The sequence below is a fragment of the Ruegeria sp. CH11 genome (genome assembly GCF_056537105.1).
Genome location: NZ_JBQFQX010000010.1, coordinates 129,912 through 149,077 on the forward strand (window position 1 = coordinate 129,912; position 19,166 = coordinate 149,077).

At 55.6% G+C, this 19,166-nt stretch carries 18 protein-coding genes; 12 read left to right on the forward strand and 6 right to left on the reverse strand.

The genetic code is table 11. From position 1 onward, the window contains the following. Positions 1–105: 105 nt before the first annotated feature. Genes ACR0LX_RS15800 through ACR0LX_RS15810 form a run of 3 tightly spaced genes read right to left on the reverse strand, consistent with a single transcriptional unit; the run spans position 106 to position 1,741 of the window. A complete protein-coding gene (locus ACR0LX_RS15800) occupies positions 106–1,101 on the reverse strand; it encodes a recombinase family protein (RefSeq protein ID WP_480784529.1) in 996 nt (331 codons plus the stop codon). Then, positions 1,098–1,514, reverse strand: a complete 417-nt coding sequence (locus ACR0LX_RS15805) for a DUF2924 domain-containing protein (protein WP_480784530.1) — start codon at positions 1,512–1,514, stop codon at positions 1,098–1,100. Before ACR0LX_RS15805 ends, ACR0LX_RS15800 begins: the two co-directional genes overlap by 4 nt. Continuing rightward, positions 1,511–1,741, reverse strand: a complete 231-nt coding sequence (locus ACR0LX_RS15810; RefSeq protein WP_480784531.1) for a DUF3489 domain-containing protein — start codon at positions 1,739–1,741, stop codon at positions 1,511–1,513. Before ACR0LX_RS15810 ends, ACR0LX_RS15805 begins: the two co-directional genes overlap by 4 nt. Positions 1,742–2,204: 463 nt before the next feature. Between ACR0LX_RS15810 and ACR0LX_RS15815 the strand changes: the two genes are divergently transcribed. The 3 genes from ACR0LX_RS15815 to terL are packed head-to-tail and all read left to right on the forward strand — an operon-like array spanning position 2,205 to position 5,488. Beyond that, on the forward strand, positions 2,205–3,599 hold the full coding sequence (locus ACR0LX_RS15815) for a site-specific DNA-methyltransferase (RefSeq protein WP_480784532.1): 1,395 nt from the start codon (positions 2,205–2,207) through the stop codon (positions 3,597–3,599). Next, a complete protein-coding gene (locus tag ACR0LX_RS15820) occupies positions 3,592–4,023 on the forward strand; it encodes a DUF5681 domain-containing protein (protein ID WP_480784533.1) in 432 nt (143 codons plus the stop codon). Before ACR0LX_RS15815 ends, ACR0LX_RS15820 begins: the two co-directional genes overlap by 8 nt. Continuing rightward, positions 4,010–5,488, forward strand: a complete 1,479-nt coding sequence (gene terL, locus ACR0LX_RS15825) for a phage terminase large subunit (protein WP_480784534.1) — start codon at positions 4,010–4,012, stop codon at positions 5,486–5,488. Before ACR0LX_RS15820 ends, terL begins: the two co-directional genes overlap by 14 nt. 357 nt (positions 5,489–5,845) lie before the next feature. Here the strand turns inward: terL and ACR0LX_RS15830 are convergent, their stop codons facing one another. Continuing rightward, entirely contained in the window at positions 5,846–6,700 is an 855-nt protein-coding gene (locus ACR0LX_RS15830) for a MurR/RpiR family transcriptional regulator (RefSeq protein ID WP_480784535.1), read from the reverse strand. A 112-nt stretch (positions 6,701–6,812) separates the two neighbouring features. Between ACR0LX_RS15830 and ACR0LX_RS15835 the strand changes: the two genes are divergently transcribed. From ACR0LX_RS15835 to ACR0LX_RS15865, 7 genes are read left to right on the forward strand one after another with little or no spacing between them, the layout of a single operon-like run. Then, complete coding sequence (locus tag ACR0LX_RS15835) at positions 6,813–7,586, forward strand: N-formylglutamate amidohydrolase (protein WP_480784536.1); 774 nt, start codon at positions 6,813–6,815, stop codon at positions 7,584–7,586. Positions 7,587–7,591: 5 nt separating this feature from the next. Continuing rightward, positions 7,592–8,164 carry a TRAP transporter small permease subunit gene (locus tag ACR0LX_RS15840; RefSeq protein ID WP_480784548.1) on the forward strand — a complete coding sequence of 191 codons (573 nt, stop codon included), beginning with the start codon at positions 7,592–7,594 and terminating at the stop codon, positions 8,162–8,164. Continuing rightward, positions 8,161–9,480, forward strand: coding sequence for a TRAP transporter large permease (locus ACR0LX_RS15845; RefSeq protein WP_480784537.1), 1,320 nt, complete (start codon positions 8,161–8,163; stop codon positions 9,478–9,480). Before ACR0LX_RS15840 ends, ACR0LX_RS15845 begins: the two co-directional genes overlap by 4 nt. Before the next feature lie 53 nt (positions 9,481–9,533). Then, a complete protein-coding gene (locus ACR0LX_RS15850) occupies positions 9,534–10,568 on the forward strand; it encodes a TRAP transporter substrate-binding protein (RefSeq protein WP_480784538.1) in 1,035 nt (344 codons plus the stop codon). Between the two features lie 57 nt (positions 10,569–10,625). After that, positions 10,626–11,975, forward strand: a complete 1,350-nt coding sequence (locus tag ACR0LX_RS15855) for a glutamine synthetase family protein (RefSeq protein ID WP_480784539.1) — start codon at positions 10,626–10,628, stop codon at positions 11,973–11,975. Beyond that, positions 11,972–13,351, forward strand: a complete 1,380-nt coding sequence (locus ACR0LX_RS15860; protein WP_480784540.1) for an aldehyde dehydrogenase family protein — start codon at positions 11,972–11,974, stop codon at positions 13,349–13,351. The genes ACR0LX_RS15855 and ACR0LX_RS15860 overlap by 4 nt, the downstream gene beginning before the upstream one ends. Continuing rightward, on the forward strand, positions 13,348–14,493 hold the full coding sequence (locus tag ACR0LX_RS15865) for an iron-containing alcohol dehydrogenase (protein WP_480784541.1): 1,146 nt from the start codon (positions 13,348–13,350) through the stop codon (positions 14,491–14,493). Before ACR0LX_RS15860 ends, ACR0LX_RS15865 begins: the two co-directional genes overlap by 4 nt. A 168-nt stretch (positions 14,494–14,661) precedes the next feature. On the opposite strand, the gene ACR0LX_RS15870 is transcribed toward ACR0LX_RS15865, so the two are convergent. Next, positions 14,662–15,672 carry a hypothetical protein gene (locus ACR0LX_RS15870; protein ID WP_480784542.1) on the reverse strand — a complete coding sequence of 337 codons (1,011 nt, stop codon included), beginning with the start codon at positions 15,670–15,672 and terminating at the stop codon, positions 14,662–14,664. Continuing rightward, a complete protein-coding gene (locus ACR0LX_RS15875; protein ID WP_480784543.1) occupies positions 15,635–16,669 on the reverse strand; it encodes an alpha/beta hydrolase in 1,035 nt (344 codons plus the stop codon). Before ACR0LX_RS15875 ends, ACR0LX_RS15870 begins: the two co-directional genes overlap by 38 nt. Positions 16,670–16,825: 156 nt before the next feature. Here ACR0LX_RS15875 and ACR0LX_RS15880 point away from each other — a divergent pair, with 156 nt between their 5' ends. Both ACR0LX_RS15880 and ACR0LX_RS15885 read left to right on the forward strand, forming a co-directional pair. Further along, positions 16,826–17,743 carry a LysR family transcriptional regulator gene (locus ACR0LX_RS15880; RefSeq protein ID WP_480784544.1) on the forward strand — a complete coding sequence of 306 codons (918 nt, stop codon included), beginning with the start codon at positions 16,826–16,828 and terminating at the stop codon, positions 17,741–17,743. Between the two features lie 572 nt (positions 17,744–18,315). Continuing rightward, the gene (locus ACR0LX_RS15885; protein WP_480784545.1) at positions 18,316–19,023 is read left to right on the forward strand and encodes an IS6 family transposase; all 708 of its coding nucleotides are present in this window, start codon (positions 18,316–18,318) and stop codon (positions 19,021–19,023) included. The last annotated feature ends 143 nt before the right edge of the window (positions 19,024–19,166 follow it).

Sequence of the window (19,166 nt, forward strand, 5' to 3'; positions counted from 1 at the left end):
CAGATGTCTGACGATGACATCAATGACCGCGTTTACCAGCGCCGGGCCGGGCAGTCGCCAGCCAGAGATATCCTTACCACCCGAGATCAGTCGATTGGAGATATACTAGCGCAACCGTCGGCCTTTGCGCGTGGCGTGGGTCGGCGTCAAGCGATCACCAGTTTCGTCCTGCAGCAGACCGGTGAGCCAGGCGCCGGGGTCATTGGAGTGTTGGCGCGTATCGGAGCCGCCGCGTGCACGGGAACGATTAGAGGCCTGCCGCATCTTCTCTTGCACCCGGTCCCAGATGTCCTGGTCGATGATCGCCGGATGTTGTCCGTCCCAGATCTTATCCTTGTGGCGAATTTTTCCGAGATAGACCGGGTTGCGCAGCAAGTAATAGATTTGACCCCGTGACAGCGGACAATCCCCTTTTATGCTTCCATCCGCCCGAACAACCCGTTTCGACCGCAGCCCTTCTGCCGTTGCCCGTTCTTCTACTTTGCGCAGGCAACCCAGCTCGTCATAAAGCCCAAAGAGATGCCGGACCGTTCTGGCCTCCTCCTCATTCACCACCAGCGTTCTTGCTTTTGGATCGGGGTGGCGGTCATAGCCCAGAGGCAGGTTGCCACCCATCCAAAGCCCCTTTTTCTTAGACGCTGAAATCTTGTCGCGAATACGTTCGGCAGTGACTTCCCGCTCAAACTGAGCAAAGGACAACAGCACATTCAGAGTTAATCGACCCATGGATGAAGAAGTATTGAAGGCCTGCGTAACGGACACAAAGGAACAGTTCGCCTGTTCCAGCCGTTCGACGAGCTTGGAGAAGTCGGTAAGCGACCGGGTCAGCCGGTCAATCTTGCAGACCACCACCATGTCGATACGCCCGGCATCGATCTCTTCAAGAAGGCGCTGAAGGGCAGGGCGCTCTAGGGTGCCGCCGGACAGGCCTCCATCGTCGTAGCGATCTGGCAAAAGGGTCCAGCCTTCGTGTCGCTGGCTGGCGACATAGGCTGCGCAGGCCTCATATTGCGCGTCCAGCGAATTAAAGTCCTGATCCAGACCATCTTCGGAGGACTTGCGCGTGTAGATGGCGCATCGGATTTTAAGGCGCGGGCTCATTTGGCCTCCTTGCCGGTGAGCCCAAAGAAACGCGGCCCTGACCAATGCGCGCCGGTAATCTCTCGGGCGATGGCCGAGAGCGAGCGATAGGACCGACCGTTCCAGACAAAGCCGTCCTCTGTAACGTCCACCACATGGGTCACGCCATTCCACTCGCGCAGCAGGCGCCCACCGGGTTTAAGAGCAGGGCAGGCTGGTCGGGGTTTTTTCTCGGAACCCTTTTCCAGCTTGGCTTTGACCTGCCGGGGTAGCCCGCCATGACGGCGGGACTGCATCTCAAAGGCGATAAAACGGCGCAGGAAGGGTTGGCTGAGCATGGCGGGGGCTGGTTGATCAAACAGTTGCTGCCAAAGCGGGACCAGATCCGATCGACCCATAGCGGCCAGATCGGCCACGTCGCTCGTCTTGGTCATGATTCGCCGCCTGTGTTTTCCGTGAGGTGATATGTGGATGGTCCATTTGGTTTGTCGGATGCCCGCCGTTCAATCGTTGCGCCTTTTTTCCGCAGACCGCTTAGAGCTGCTCGGACCGAATGAGGCTGCCACCCCGTTGTTTTGCAGAGCGCCTCAAGGCTGGCGCCGCTCGGGCGACGTAACAAGGCTTGCACCTTGTCGATTTTGGTTTGTTTGGATTTGGTCATGTATCGTCTCCTCTGATCCGGGGCTGGCGGAATGCCGAACGCCGGTACTGAGGAGCGCCCGAATGGCTCGGGCGTGGGTTCAGTGATGCGTGGTTCACAGCAACAGTCCAGCTCTTTCTTGGGCGATCCGAAGAGGGCTGTGTTTTGCGGGGCGCTGCTGCTGTACCCCCGATTATTCGTCAACAATCTTAATTGGTTACTTTTTGTTTGGGAGTTGCAATTGCAAAAGCCCGCGCATAGATTCTAGCCAGCCCTGCAAGGGACAAGGTCCCACGGGGAGGTGAATACATCTCCCAGGCAGCATTCGGCGCCGCATTCTTTGAAGCGGATAAGACCGAGAGCATTCGAAGGGGCAACGAACCGGATCGATTGGTCCGGAGAGTTGCTAGTCGTGCTCTCTCCGAATTCCCAACACGATCCTTTCTTGCCGACGCTAAAGAGCGTCAAATGAAAGGAGGCGGCCATGCCTACTAAGAAAACACAGAGCGACGCAAAGGCGTCCAACACGCCGATCTGGATGGCGGACAAAGTCGTCCAATCCCAGATCAGCCAGATCAAGCCCTACGCCAACAACAACCGCGTGCACGCGGCCAAGAATATCAACAAGCTCAAAGCGTCGGTGGCCAAGTTTGGCTTTGTCACCCCGATCCTGTTGGATGGTTCAGGCACAATCATAGCGGGTCACGGCCGCTATGAAGCCGCCAAGGCTCTGGGGTTGATGTCGGTGCCGACTGTTGTCGCGGATCACTTGTCAGACGCAGAAGTGCGCGCTCTGCGCATTGCGGATAACAAGCTGGCGGAATTGTCGGACTGGAACGAGGCGGCGCTGCAGATCGAGTTTGCCGAGCTTATGGATCTCAGCCTTGATGGCGAGCTGGACTTTGATCTGGACATCACCGGGTTCGAGACACCGGAGATCGACATCATCATCGAAGGTGCGGGCGAGGTCACGGAGACTGAAGCAGAATCTGTTGAGACGCCGAACCCTTCGGCACCCGTCATCACGGAGCCGGGCGACCTCTGGATTCTTGGAGATCACCGCGTCTTCTGTGGGGATGCTTTGCAAGCGCAGAGCTACAACACCTTGCTGGATAGCGAGAGCCCGCAGATGGTGTTCACCGATCCTCCTTATAACGTACCGGTCAATGGGCATGTCCGTTGCGGCAGCGGCGGCGATCATCGCGAATTTGCCATGGCGTCGGGAGAAATGTCCGACAGCGAGTTCCGCAATTTTCTCACAGACGTGGTTGCTCGTTTGCTCGTCATTCTGCCCGACGGGGGCATTGCGATGATCTGCATGGACTGGCGTCACATCGAAGAGTTGATTGCGGCCGGCAAGGCAGGCGGCTTTGATCTCATCAATCTTTGCGTCTGGAACAAGACGAACGGCGGGATGGGCAGCCTTTATCGTTCCAAGCACGAGCTGGTTGCGATCTTCAAGAAACCAGGTGCGGCGCATATCAACAATGTCGAGCTGGGAAAACACGGGCGCAACCGGACCAATGTCTGGGATTACGCCGGTGTGAATGGTTTTGGGGCAGGGCGCGAGGCGGATCTCGCGGATCATCCCACGGTAAAGCCAACAGCCTTGGTGGCAGATGCCGTCATGGATGTGAGCCATCGCGGTGATGTTGTGCTGGACGCCTTTGGCGGGTCCGGCGCGACCTTGCTGGCAGCTGAGAAAACCGGACGCCAGGCGCGGTTGATTGAACTCGATCCGGCCTATGTCGATGTCGCCATCCGCCGCTGGCAGGAGATGACCGGTGAGAACGCCGTACATTCGGTGACAGGCCAGACGTTCGATGCGCATTCTGCGGCAACCGATGACACCTCAGAGCCGGAGGCGGATCATGTCTGACGATACGAAAGAGTTTGAGGTGGGCTACGGCAAACCGCCCAAAGCAACCCGGTTCAAAAAAGGCAGATCCGGCAATCCGAAAGGGCGGCCGAAAGGTGCCAAAGGGGTGAATGCCAGCTTGAAACGTGAATTGGAAACCAAGATTACGGTTCGCGAAGGCAGCCACGAAATCCGGATTTCCAAGGCGGAGGCAATTGCCAAGCGGCTCACGGCTGGCGCGTTGAATGGCGACACGAAATTGTTGATGGCGCTGCTGAAGCTGGACGCAGATCTGTTCAACACAAGTGACATGGACGCGCAAGAAACCGTCCGTGCGGTTGAGCCGGACGCTATCGACTACGACATCCTCCGGGATTTCTTTTCCAGTCACCCGGATGGTGACGGCGGTCCGGAAGATGAGGAGGCCAATGATGTCAGCTCCTGATCCCAAAATGGTCCGGCAGGTCGCTCGCGAGGTTTGCCGGGATAATTTCTTTCCCTTCGTGTGGCGTGTGTTTGGCACGCTGCACCAGGGGACTGACCGCGGCTTTGATCCGGCCTGGCATGTGCGTGCTATGTGCCATGAGTTGGACAACGTACGCATCGGCGAGAACAAGCGATTGATCATCAACATTCCGCCGCGGTGCCTGAAATCCGTAACAGTGGCTGTTGCGTATGTTGCCTATCTTCTGGGTCATAACCCCAGCGCCAAAATCATTGTTGCCAGCTACGGGCTGGATCTGGCGCGTAAACATTCCGAGGATTGTCGTCGGATCATGTCTGCGCGCTGGTACCGGGAAATGTTCCCTGAAACGGTCTTGGCTAAAAAGGGCAACACCTCAGAAGAAATCCGCACCACAAAGGGAGGCAGCCGTAAGGCTGTCTCCATTGGAAGTTCTGTGACTGGCCATGGTGCCGACTACATCATCATCGATGACCTGCTGAAAGCTGGAGATGCGGGCTCCGAGGCCGAGCTGGTCAAGGCACAGGAGTTCATTGAGGGGACCTTGCTGTCGCGCTTCGACAACCCGGCCGAAGGGCGTGTGGTTATGGTTGCACAGCGGCTGCACGAGATGGATCCGCCGGGTTATCTGCTTGAACGCGGCACCTATCGGCACCTGAACCTGCCTGCCATCGCCGAAGACCATGAAACGGTTCCTCTTGGGCGTGGAAGGGTCATGCGCCGCAAACCGGGTGATCTCCTGTGCCCGTCCCGTTTGGATCAGGACACGCTGGATACCAAGCGTCGTGAAATGGGCGCAGCTGTGTTCAATTGCCAGTATCAGCAGAACCCCATTGCTCCCGACGGGTCACCCCTGCGCTGGGAGTGGTTTGGTACCTACGAGACCATCGAAGATCGCCGCTGGTTCCAACTGGTTGTTCAAAGCTGGGATACGGGGATGTCTGCGGATCCCCGGTCCGACTTCTCGGTCTGTACGACCTGGGGGTTCCGAGAAAACGCGTGGTACCTTCTCGACGTCTGGCGTGGGCAGGTGGACTACCCGGACCTGAAAGCCAAGGCACTGCAGCTTGTCGGCCGTTGGGATCCGGATCGAGTTTTGATCGAGGATGCCGCTTCTGGCAAACCGCTTCTGGACGAGTTGTTTCGTGATGACCGTCGGCGCTATGAACGCATTAGACCTGACAAGGACAAGGAAACCCGGTTCCAGTCCGCGTGCGGTCCTGTCGAAGAGGGCAAGGTGTATCTGCCTGCATACGCGCCCTGGCTGGCGGCGTTCAAACGGGAGCTGCAGTCCTTTCCACGAGGTCGCAATGACGATCAGGTCGACAGCTTTGCCCACTTTCTGAACTGGTCCAAGGGAGTGGGATTCTACAGGGCGCTAGGCCATGATCATCAGATCAACATCGAACGTCGCGAGCGCCGTCGCGAGCGGATCAGACGGCGGTAGAACAGGAATCAAAGTTCGAGGCTGGTAGTCGGCCTTGAACCGCCCAGCGAAACCTTGGCCATTGGGCCCGAAGGCGGCGGAAAGCAGACTTTTGCTGCGATCTATACCAACTATGGCAATGCGCCATACTTGGGACATTAGTAAGTCGCGCAGATGGCTAGGTACGGGCATGAGTGGCGCGATGCGCCAATCGAATTTTTGTGCCCAGTGCAGCAGCTAAGCGTATCAGCAAGATTTGATTTTGTGTTCTTAGAATAAGCGAAGGGGCCGCTCGAGTGGGTCTCAACAAAAGGTACAGACCTCGTCAGGTTGTTCGATAGCACACGAGAAACTTGGACGTTTCTCTTGGTGTTGAAATTAAACAAATTTCCGGAACAATTTGGTTCGGTCAAATGCTGTTTCTAGCGCGTCAGTCCGCGTCTCCACGGTGTCCCAAAGTTGCTCTTGAGCACGCGCTATCGCGCATTCCAAAAGCACCAGGATTGACGCCATGGAGTCCCATGCTGAAGGGGCTGCAATTCGCGCGCTGAAGGTGTGTTTCGCAATGCTGTGGATCGGAGAGCGCCATTGGTCGGTAAACAACACGACGTCCGCACCGCGTTCATGACACATCTGTCCCATCGCAAGCGTGGTGTTCTCGTAGCGTCGCACATCCAGCACGATCAATAGGTCGCGTTGCTGAATGTCCAAAAGATCATGCGGCCAAGAGGCGGTGACCGGCAGCAAACGAACATTCGGTCGGATCATCTGCAGATGTAGATAAAGATACTGAGCGAGCGTGCTGGTGATGCGTCCGCCAGCAATATACACGGTGCGATTGGGGTCACAGATAAGATCACAAAGGCTGTCAAACTCCTTTGGGTCAATATCGTCCAACGTGCGCTTTTGATTTTCCAGAACCTGCTTGGAATACCGATTAAGAATGTGTTCTTCGGGCAGTTCGGTTTTCCACATATCCCGTTTTGCAATGGGGTCAGAGATCATCTCTTTCAATTCACCCCGCAGCGCAGCCTGGAACTGCGCATAGCCCTCAACACCGATCTTTTGCAGCATTCGTGTTATCGTGGTTGTGGAAACCGAAGCCTTGGCCGCGAGTTCAGTGATGCTGCCCAATCCCGCGATTGGGTAGTCATCCAACAGGCATGCAATCAACTGACGTTCTGACGGTGTCATATTTTCACGGGCAGCCAGAATTTTGTCGGAGATCGTCATCTTAAGCCTCTTTTCTTAACGTTCGCACAGAAAATCACAAAAGGGAAAGGAGTAAAAATAAACTTTCTGAAAATATATTGACGGGAGCGCTGTGGCTGGAAAATATTTACCCATGGAATCGTATTCGCTGAAAATTGACTATGAGCCGGTGGTTCGGGTGTTGCCCGCTAGTGCCGGATCAACAACCCTTGTCATTTGCGAACATGCCTCAAATCGCATTCCTAAAGAATTGGGGCAATTGGGGCTGTCGCATGAAGCGTTGCTGAGCCACGTAGCCTGGGACCCAGGGGCCTTACCGGTCGCAGAGACCTTGGCGCATCACCTTGGCAGCGGCGCGGTTTTTGGCTGTGTTTCGCGGCTAGTCTACGACTGCAACCGGCCGCCGGAAGCGCCGAGCGCTATGCCTGCACGAAGTGAACAATACGACATCCCTGGCAACTCGTCCCTATCTTCGCGCGCTCGGAAAGAGCGCACGGATGAGGTGTACTTTCCCTTTGTGCAGGCCGTTTCCGAAACGATCAATAAGGCCAAACCACTGCTATCGCTTCTGGTCACGGTCCATAGTTTCAGCCCCGTTTACCATGGCGCCCGACGGGCGACAGAGGTGGGCCTTTTGCATGGCTCTGACGACCGCTTTGCCCGTGCCATGTTAGCAAACAAACCCGCAGACTTCCCTTTCGCCGCTGCCCTGAACGAACCCTATTCGGCTGCGGACGGGGTTGCGCACACACTCGAACTGCATGGGGTTCAGAATGGCTTGCTGAATGTCATGATCGAAATCCGCAATGATCTGATTGCGGATGAGACTCAACAAGCGGACATGGCCGCAAGGCTCGCCCCTTGGATCCAAAGCACATTGGATCAGTTTCTAGGAGCGGACGCGTGAGGGCAATGCAAACATATGTCCGCATCGTGGATGCGATCAACTATCGCATTGGCCGCATTATGATGTGGGGCCTGTTTGGGATGATGGGGATCCTTTTGTGGTCCTCGATTTCCAAGACCTTCTTCCTGCCCTCGCTTTGGACGCTGGAAATGGCGCAGTTCGCGCTCGTGACCTATTATCTTCTTGGCGGGCCCTATTCGATCCAGTTGGGGTCCAACGTGCGCATGGACCTGTTTTACGGCGGCTGGTCGCATCGGCGCAAAGCGTGGTTTGACGCCTGTACCGTCCTGTTCCTGATCTTCTATCTCTCGGTCCTGCTTTATGGCGGCCTGGGATCAACCGCATATTCGCTAGGCTATTGGGGCTCGGAACCAGTTGCCTTTTTCACGGGTCTTCTATCCGGTTCTGAGGAGGTCGGGCGATTGGAACGCTCGTCCACCGCCTGGCGCCCGGTAATCTGGCCGGTGAAGTCCATCATGGTCGCAGGCTTCTTTCTGATGCTCTTGCAGGCCATCTCGGAACTCTTCAAAGACATCGCGCGCATTCGCGGTCAGGAAATCGGAGTAAACCGGTCGTGAGCCAAGAGTATATTGCCATTTTCATGTTCGCCACGATGATGGTGATGCTCTTTACCGGGCAGCGGGTCTTTGGCGCGATTGGCGCCGTGGCTACGGTGGCCGCGCTCGCGCTTTGGGGCACCGGGGGGCAGGATATTCCGTTTTCCGCAGCGATGAAGCTGATGAAATGGTATCCGCTTTTGACTCTGCCGATGTTCATTTTCATGGGCTATGTCCTCAGCGAAAGCCGATTGGCCGATGATCTTTATCGGATGTTTCATGTCTGGTTTGGCCCGGTACAGGGCGGTTTGGCCATTGGGACGATTGGCCTGATGGTTCTGGTCTCTGCGATGAATGGCCTTTCGGTCGCAGGCATGGCGATTGGAGCGACCATCGCGCTGCCGGAATTGTTGCGACGAGGCTATGACAAACGCATGGTGACCGGGGTTATTCAAGCCGGGTCAAGTCTGGGCATCTTGGTGCCACCCTCGGTGGTGCTGGTGCTTTATGCGATGATCGCACGTCAGCCTGTTGGGCAGTTGTGGCTTGCCGGAGTCATTCCCGGGCTGATGATGGCGTCTATGTTCATTCTATATATCTGGCTGCGCTGCCGCTTGCAGCCAGAGCTAGGCCCCGCGATGCCCAATGCCGGTGACGTGCCCCGAGCCGAAAAACTGAAACTATTGGGGGCAGGTGCCCTGCCGCTCGCGATCTTTGCCGCCATGATGGTGCCGTTTGTGAATGGCTGGACCTCACTGGTGGAAAGCTCGGCGGTCGGGGCACTGACGGCATTGGTCGCCTCGGTCCTAAAGGGGCGTATGTCTTGGAAGGTGTTAGAGACATGCACCAAGCAAACGCTTGGCATTTCCTGCATGTTCATGTGGATCATTCTAGCCGCCCTTGGTTTTGGTGCGGTCTTTGATGGCTTGGGCGCGGTGAAGGCGATCGACAATCTTTTCACCGAGCAAATGGGGCTGAGCCCATGGATGATTTTGATCCTAATGCAGCTGAGCTTCATCGTTATGGGCACCTTCTTGGATGACACGGCCATGTTGGTCATCGTGGCACCGCTGTACGTGCCGCTGGTAGGTGCACTTGGCTTTGATTTGATCTGGTACGGCGTGCTTTACACGATCACCACCCAGATCGCTTATATGACGCCTCCCTTTGGCTACAACCTGTTCTTAATGCGCGCCATGGCGCCACCTGAGGTCAGTCTGGGCGACATCTATCGCTCGATTATTCCCTTTGTTGCCGTAATGGCCCTGGCCCTCGCAATCATAATGACATTCCCGCAGATCGCCCTTTGGATGCCGGAGTATGTCTATGGAAAATAACCAGAATGTCCAAAGAAAGGACACCCAAAAACCCGATCAGAGAGGAAATTGAAATGACGACAAGACGTAAGTTCCTAACCACCGCCGCCGCTGGTGCAGCAACAGTACCCTTGGCCGCGCCAGCCTTGGCGCAGGGCACAATCAAATGGCGCATGCAGACCTATGCGGGTCCTGCTTTGGCCGCCCATGTAATCGATCCTGCCATTGAGATGTTCAACAAGATCGCAGGCGACCGCATGCAGATCGAACTATTCTATGCTGATCAGTTGGTCCCAACTGGAGAGCTGTTCCGGGCGATGCAAAAAGGCACAATCGACGCGGTGCAATCGGATGATGACTCGATGGCCTCGCCAACCGATGTCACCGTTTTTGGTGGATATTTCCCATTTGCTTCGCGCTATTCGCTCGATGTGCCGGTATTGTTTAACCAATATGGCCTGAACGAAATCTGGGACGAGCAATATTCGGCCGTCGGCGTAAAACACATCAGCGCGGGTTCTTGGGACCCTTGCCACTTTGCAACCAAAGATCCGATCCGCTCGCTTGAGGACCTCAAAGGTAAACGGGTCTTCACTTTCCCAACCGCCGGTCGCTTCCTTAGCCAATTTGGCGTCGTGCCTGTCACCCTCCCTTGGGAAGATATCGAAGTCGCAGTTCAGACTGGTGAACTTGATGGGATTGCCTGGTCTGGCATCACCGAGGACTACACCGTCGGGTGGGCAGATGTGACCAACTATTTCCTGACCAACAATATCTCGGGCGCTTGGGCGGGGTCGTTCTTTGCCAATATGGATCGCTGGAACGAGCTTCCGGAAGATCTGCAAACCCTCTTCCGTGTTTGCACCGATCAATCCCATTACTATCGTCAGTGGTGGTATTGGGGTGGCGAAGCCAACCTACGCGTCAATGGCACCAAGATGCAGCTGACCTCTATTCCTGATGAGGAATGGGCACAGGTCGAAAATGCCGCTGTCGCCTTCTGGGATGAGATCGCCTCTGAAGGGCCAGTCCAGGCCAAAGTTGTTGAAATCTTCCGCCAGTACAATGCAGACATGCAGAAGGCGGGCCGACCTTATCGCTACGGCTGATCAGCAACTCGGGGCCGAGCATCCCCTTCCGCTCGGCCTCCAACCATCCGGTGACCCATGACTTTTGAAGATCTAAAGAACCAAATCGCGGCAGGAGAGATCGACACGGTCTTGACCTGTATCGTGGATATGCAAGGCCGCCTGATGGGCAAACGTTTTCATGCAGAGGCCTTCCTTGAGATAGCAGAAGACGAAACGCACTGCTGCAATTACCTCTTGGCCACGGACTTGGAAATGGCAACGCCAGACGGCTATGCCTCGACCAGTTGGCAAGGCGGTTATGGCGATTATACCATGAAGCCAGACCTGACGACCCTGCGTCCCGTGCCTTGGCTTGAGGGCACTGCTTTGGTGCTTTGCGATGTTCTGGATCACCACACACACGCGCCTGTTCCTTTCGCACCGCGCGAAATGTTGAAGGTACAGGTGGCGCGGGCCAAGGCCATGGGCTTTGACCCGATCATGGCAACCGAACTGGAGTTCTTCCTGTTCCAGGGCACCCATGACGAGATTGCGCAAAGTGGTTTTCGGTTGCAGCCGATCTCGAATTATAACGAAGACTACCACATCTTTCAGACCACCAAAGAAGAGCCAATCATGCGCCCAATCCGCAATCACCTGCGGGCGATGGGCATTCCGGTTGAGGGTTCCAAGGGCGAGGCTGAGGCCGGTCAGGAAGAGCTGAACATCAAATATGCCGAGGCTTTGGCCACGGCAGATCACCACACACTGTCCAAGCATGGCATCAAGGAGATTGCCCATCTGAATGGTGCAGCGGCGACGTTTTTGCCGAAATGGCATCACGACCGGGTCGGCAGTGCCGCCCATGTGCATCAGTCCTTGTGGAAGGATGGCGCGAATGCGTTTTTTGACCCTGACCGCCCGCTCGGTAAATCCAACTTGATGGATCACTATATGGCCGGGCTGCTGAAGTACGCGCCGGATTACACCTATTTTATGGCGCCCTATGTCAACAGCTACAAACGGTTTGCTAAAGGCACCTTTGCCCCGACCCAGATCGTCTGGTCGGTTGATAACCGCACCGCCGCTTATCGCCTGTGTGGCGACGGTACCAAATCCGTGCGTGTGGAATGTCGGGTGCCGGGATCGGATATGAATCCTTATCTGGCCTGCGCTGCCATGCTCGCCGCGGGTCTGAAAGGCATTGAAGAAAAACTTGCCTTGCAAGACGCCTTCACCGGCGATGCCTATGAGGGAGCCTCGGCCAACCAAATCCCCGAAACGCTGCGCGATGCCAAAGATGCGCTCAGCGCGTCAAGCATGCTGAAAGAGGCGTTTGGAGAAGAGGCCATCGCCCACTACACCCGTGCCGCCGAGGTCGAGATCGAGGATTTCAACCGCGTCGTCACCGATTATGAAATCGCAAGAGGCTTTGAAAAAGCGTGACCCTGCTCAAATGTATCTCTCCGGTCGACGGATCGGTTTTTGCTGAACGGCCCACACTTGACCTGTCCCACGCATCCGATTGTGTGGACCGCGCGCGCAAGGCCCAAAGGGACTGGGCCGCACGTCCGCTGCAAGAGCGTATTGATCTGGTTATGGCAGGCGTTGCCGCCGTGGGTGCGATGAATGATGACATCGTGCCGGAATTGGCCTGGATGATGGGGCGGCCCATTCGCTATGGTGGCGAGTTTGGTGGTTTTAACGAACGGGCCAGCCATATGGCCGACATCGCAGCCTCTGGTCTGGCAGATATTTCTGTGGGCGAGGATGCCAGTTTCAAACGCTATATCAAACGCATTCCCCATGGGGTGGTTTTTGTGGTCGCGCCTTGGAACTACCCCTATATGACTGCGATCAACTCTGTCGCCCCAGCGTTGATTGCAGGTAATAGCGTGATCCTGAAACATGCCACTCAGACGCTTCTGGTTGGCGAGCGCATGGTCCAAGCCTTTGTCTCCGCTGGTGTCCCCGCGGATGTGTTTCAGAATGCCTTTCTGACCCACCAAGCGACAAATGACCTAATTTCTGGAAATGCCTTTGATTTTATAAATTTCACCGGCTCTGTCGGTGGGGGTGCAGCCATGGAGAAAGCAGCGGCGGGGACATTCACCGGCGTGGGTACAGAGCTGGGCGGCAAGGACCCGGGTTATGTCATGGAAGACGCGGATCTGGATGCGGCCGTCGACACGCTGATTGACGGGGCTATGTTCAATTCCGGTCAGTGCTGCTGTGGCATCGAACGGATCTATGTGCACGAGCGCCTGCTTGACGACTTCCTGGGCAAAGCCATTGAGATCGTGAATGGCTACACGCTCGGCAATCCATTGGATAAGGCTACAACGCTTGGCCCCATGGCCCATGTGCGTTTTGCCGATGACGTGCGCGCCCAAATAAACGAGGCCACGGCGCAAGGCGCGACGGCCCATATTGCACAGATGGCGGCAGATGATGGCGGCGCATATCTCAGCCCGCAAATCCTGACCAATGTGACCCATGACATGCGCGTTATGCAGGAAGAAAGCTTTGGCCCTGTTGTCGGAATTATGCCTGTCAAAGATGATGCAGAAGCCATCGCATTGATGAATGACAGTGAATTTGGTCTGACAGCCAGCCTTTGGACACAGGACTTAGAGCGGGCTGAACTCGTTGGTAATCAAATCGAAACCGGCACCGTCTTTATGAACCGCGCCGATTACCTGGACCCGGGCCTCTGCTGGACCGGCTGCAAGAACACCGGTCGGGGCGGGGGGCTGTCTGAGATCGGTTATCACAACCTGACCCGCCCAAAATCCTACCATCTGAAAAAGGTGACCTCATGAGCCCGACCGCGAATTTTTCTTACCCGACGTCCATTCGTTTCGGGGCAGGCCGCATCAAGGAACTGGCAGAGGCCTGCGCCTCTGCAGGTATGAAAAAACCGCTTCTGGTCACGGATCGGGGCTTAGCTGAACTCCCCATCACACAGCAGGCACTGGATGTGCTTGAAGGGGCGGGCATGGGGCGCGGATTATTCGCGGATGTAGACCCGAACCCGAATGAAAAGAATCTCGCGGCCGGAGTATCGGCCTTTAAGGATGGAGGTCACGATGGTGTTGTGGCCTTCGGTGGTGGTTCGGGATTGGACCTTGGTAAAATGGTGGCCTTTATGGCGGGCCAAACCCGCCTGGTCTGGGATTTTGAAGATGTGGGCGATTGGTGGACTCGGGCCGATGCCGATGCGATCTATCCCAATGTGGCCGTGCCCACCACGGCAGGCACGGGATCCGAGGTCGGACGCGCCTCGGTCATCACCAATTCAGAAACTGCAGAAAAAAAGATCATCTTTCATCCCAAGGTGCTGCCGTCTGTTGTGATCTGCGACCCAGAACTGACTGTTGGTATGCCGGGTTTTATTACAGCGGGCACCGGGCTTGATGCCTTTGCGCATTGTGTTGAAGCGTTCTCAAGCCTGCACTACCACCCAATGTCACAAGGTATAGCACTTGAGGGAATGCGACTGGTTATCGATTACCTGCCAATAGCCTACGATGAGCCTGAGAACCTAGAAGCGCGCGCTCATATGATGTCTGCGGCAATGATGGGGGCCACGGCCTTTCAGAAAGGCTTAGGGGCGATCCATGCGCTGAGCCACCCAATCGGGGCGATCTATCACACTCATCACGGAACCACGAACGCGGTCTGCATGCCTGCAGTCCTACGCTTCAATGCTTCAGTCATTCGTGAGCGTTTCGATCTTGCGTCAAGCTACCTTGGTATCAAGGGTGGGTTCGAGGGTTTCTGTGATTTCGTAGACGGTTTCAATACCGGGTTCGATGTGCCGAAATCACTTGCGGATATGGGAATAACCAGCCCAGACATAGACAGACTGATCAAAGGCGCCCTGGCAGACCCAAGCTGTGGTGGAAATCCGGTTGAACTGAATGAAACCAATGTGAGAATGCTATTGGAGCAGGTTTCTTAGGGCTGACCAGAAGGTATTGGGGTGAAGCATGCAAAGTCGGCTTTTTTGCCGGTTACAGACGATGGCGACGACTAACTTGAACGGCAGCTTCGGGCCGCCAGTTGACACAAGGTGCAAAATGCTACAGGCGGAAGCCTTGCGCCATGGAAACCAGAGTATGTGCGCCATTTAGTCGAGATTTTGTGCCGTCTGAGTGGGCAACACTGCATAGGACGCGTCATAGAAATAAGTCAGCCATATTGAGGACCCATCGAAGAAAATATCTGAAATCCCGCTCGAATGAGTTCCAGCGCGCAGAGGTAGGATGGTTCCAGCCGTTTCAATGCGCATAAGTTTCGCATTCGGGTGCTCCTTGTGACCCCGATAACCTCCGACAACAACTGTACCGTTGACGATTTCAACGGATTCCAAGTTACCGAAACCGTTTGAAACAACCACAGCGGTATCCCCGTTTTCTGAATGCGGAACCCAATACAAAGCGCTGTCCCATTCGTCGTCGCTGCCCCAGGACACGGCGTAAATTCCTGTCTCTGCAATTGCAAATCGGGCAAGCCCACCAATGCGCAGATCGTTGAGGTAAGGTTGAATTTGCCCGGTTTGGGTTGCGACCGATAGGAATGCGCCCCGCCCAAAGTCACTTACAATTAAGGTGTTTTCGTCGAGTGTTTCGATATCGTAGAAGAAAACTCCATCATCATTTAGCGCCTGCCGCCAGTTTACCGTGCCATCCAGTGCGGTAGCGATGACCTCATTGCTATCCACGATGACAATCTGGTTGCCGGAAAGCACCATTCCGGTCGGATTGCGCAGGCCTTGCCCATCCGAGAGTTTGATTTCCTCGGTCGCACCGTCGGGAGTAAGCTTGTAGAGCCCGCCATTGGTGACGCCTGAGCCGAACTCTTCATCTGGCCCACCCGGTCCAATCGATACGGCATAGACATCGCTTCCCATCGGCAAAACCGCTTCGGTAAAGGGCGGCAGCTTCCGTTCGGCAACAGCCGGGCAGGCCACGGTGCAAGCGACCAATAGCGAAAGAACTTTCATCTCAAATAAATCTCCTGTGCGATTACGCTTTGATGTTGCCACCCTTTTCGCTGCGATGATTGCTCCGGGGCGGCCACAATGAACCAAGCGGTCTGCATCAGATGCTTCGCCCGAAGGCCAGAAAATGCGGAACAAGCGAATTGACGGCGGCGTCAATGATCAGCGGGTCTTCATAAAACTGAAGCTGGTTGGCGCCGTCGATCCAACGCAGGGCCTTCTGCTCTGACGCGATGTTTTCGAAAATGCGGCGGGGAATGTCGGGGCCGCTTGCAGCCCTGTCGCCATGGATCATCAATACGGGCAGGCTCAGTTGAGGGGCTGTTTCGTCGATCCGCCAGCCCCAAATGCCCGCTTCGCTCATCGCAGTGATGCGGTTTTCCCAACCTCCTTTGAAAGTCAGCCAAGGGGCCCTGTTGTCCCAGGGCAGGTACCAGTCTGCGATCGCTGTTGCCGTCAGAAGGGCATCCTCAGAGCCGACGATTGGAATGTAGCTGGCTTCTCCCGTTTTTTCGAAATCGGTGGCAGCTTTGGTCGCGCGCTCCATACGCGCTTCAACTGCTGCATCACTGCCAAGGTACATTCTGGCGGTATCTGGGGTCAGATAATGGCCCGCAACAACCCCGAGTGATGCCACTCGATCGTCTGTTACCGCTGTTTCAATCGCCCAATTGACCCCCTGACAAATCCCGAGAAGATGAAGCCGGTTTGCGTCGATGCCGTCCTGGGCGGCGAGAAATCCAAGGGCAGCCTTGCAGTCTTCAACCTTGGCGTCGCCAGACTCGTAGCGCCGGGGTGTGCCTGAGCTTTCTCCGTGATAGCGCGGGTCGAATATCAGAACGGCCAATCCGCGCGATGCCAGGCGGGTTGCATATTGAACTGGTGACTGTTCCTTGACGAAAGCAACAGGCCCGATGATCACAACTGCCGGGTGAGGGCCTTCCGAAGCAGGTCTCAACAGTTTCCCAACAAGGGTTTCTCCGGAGCTTTCGAAAGACACAGTCTGGACATCGTATAAGCCCGGCGCCAGCTGCTCTGTGCCACCAGATGCGTCAGCAGCGTTGGACAGGGCCGCAAAAGCTCCGGTCACGGGTGTTGCAATGGCAACTGAGTTGAACGCGCGTCGTGTAATCATTGTCGCTGTCCTTTCGTATTCAGTTTGATGGCCTCCGCACCCAATAGATCATGGACAGAAGGTCTGTTCGGGGATGCCAAGCTGGGCGTCACTTGTCAGCTAGCCCGCGATCAGCATAATTAGGATGACGCAGATGGCATGATGGGCATGCAAAAAATGAATGATGCTTTAACTTCTCTGGATGTGCGGACCCTGCGGTTTCTGCAACTCCTGCTTCGCACAGGCAGCGTGACGCGAACGGCCATGCATCTGGGGATTAGCCAGCCCGCCGCCAGTCGGATCCTCGCGCGGGTGCGGGATCTGATAGGAGATCCGGTACTGATCCGCACGCAGTCCGGATACCAGTTGACGGATCACGCTCTGGGCTTAGATGCGCTTGTCGATGCCGCACTGTCGGCGATTGGTGACGTCTTCAGGCCGTCCGCCTTTGATCCGGAACAGTCCAACCATTGCTACCGCATCGCCTCAACAGATTACGGCGTTGCGGCCGTTCTAGGCCCAATGATGGAGGTCTTTGGCGTTACCGCACCAGCACTAAGGTTTGATGTGTCGCCATTGGTCCCACAAAGCTTTGGCGCACTGGAAAGCGGGGCAATTGATCTGTTGCTATACGCGGATTTGGATGCCAGGGACGACTTGATCGCTCAGAAACTATTTGATGAGACCTACGAAGTTCTTTTCCGACCAGGCCATCCGCTTGAGGAACAGGCAGCATCGACGCTGGCGCTTACTCCGCAGGATGTGTCCCCTTTCCGGTTAATCGAGTTCAGCTTTCCGGACACAACAAGTTTGCAGCCGGACACGATCATGCGGGATGACGAGGACAGTTCGAATACAGTATTCCAGCAGCCCTACTTCACCACCTTGCCTTTTTTGGTAGGGCAGACGGATGCAGTTGCAGCTGTCCCAAAGCGACTGGCAAAGCAAGTCCAGAAATTGACCTCTCTTTGTTCTGCTCCGTTTCAGCCGAATTACGGTTTCCCCTACTATCTGTTCCGCCACGAGCGCAGCCGCTTCAATCCAGCGGTCAATTGGTTGAGGGAACAGGCATTGGAGATCACCAAGTCCGACTGATCAGAAATACGAGCCGGGATGATGGTTTGCACGTGGGAACTTCAAAATATGTAGAAGCCATCCAAAGCGCCACCCGTTTTTGGGTCCTAGCGAAACAACAATCCATAAACGGCATGTCTGTTGTGCTGATCTGCAACACCGATGGTTACTATTGCATCTCTGCCTAGAGCGGTGCTCCAGATCTTCGACTAACTTCCAGCTTTGCGATTGTAGCGAACGGCATGTGTGGATGGCTCCTGCATAGCAAGACGTTTTTGATCAGATTTGTGCATTTGTCAGAAGCAGTCATGTGTCCGGCCTGTTTGCGCGGTTTTGACCGCTGGCCCTGATGGGTTCCGCAAACCAAGTTCCTATCAGCTTTGCGGGCTGCAATACCCGAGCCATTCGGCGGAGTTTCCTGGTTTTGGCGGCAGACTTATGCACCATCATCTCGCAGGTCTTGCTTACTCGTGGTTCTTTTCTCCTCAGACCATATGTGGATTGTAAGGTGCGCTGCGGGTGAGAACGGCCCAGACGGTCTTGTCAGAAGAACATTGCTTGAGCGGGGCAGGGCGGTTGCATAGCGTTTAGGGATGACCAAACCTGCCTCCTTCAAATACTTCAAAACCAGCCCCGAGATCATCCGCCTTGCAGTGATGCTGTACATCCGATTCCCGCTCTCGCTTCGCAATGTCGAAGATTTGTTGCACGAGCGAGGCATCGACGTGAGTCACGAAACTGTCCGATACTGGTGGAACAGGTTTGGCCCGGTGTTTGCATCTGAGATAAGGCTGAAGCGTGTTCAGCGGCTGCGCGCGTTCTCCAAATGGAAGTGGCACGTGGACGAGGTTTTTGTGAAGGTGAATGGCAAGCGGCATTATCTTTGGCGGGCTGTTGATCATGAAGGCGAGGTGCTGGAAGCCGTTGTCACCAAACGCCGAAACAAGGCTGCAGCACTGAAATTCCTCAAGAAATTGATGAAACGCCATGGTTGTGCCGATGAGATCGTGACCGACCGTTTTGCATCCTACAAGGCTGCGCTCAGAGAAATGGGCGCGCTCGAAAAACAACAGACGGGCAGGTGGCTCAACAACCGCGTCGAGAACTCGCACCTGCCTTTCCGACGAAGAGAACGCGCGATGCAGCGTTTCAGGCGCATGCGAAGTTTACAGAAATTCGCCTCCGTCCATTCCTCCGTATACAACCACTTCAACCAGGAAAGATCGCTAGCCAGTCGAGACACTTTCAAGCTGACCCGCGCCGCCGCTCTTAGCGAGTGGCGTCAACTTTGTTCCGGATAGGTTCGCGGTTTCCGCGGCAAACTGAGACTGGTTCGAATTCGTCTGACAGCACCAAAGAAGCGCCGCAAAGGAGAAAGCCCACATCTTCTCTCACCGCTTCAAGGGCCATCTCTGCTCGCTTGTAATACGGTCCTCGGTCAGCA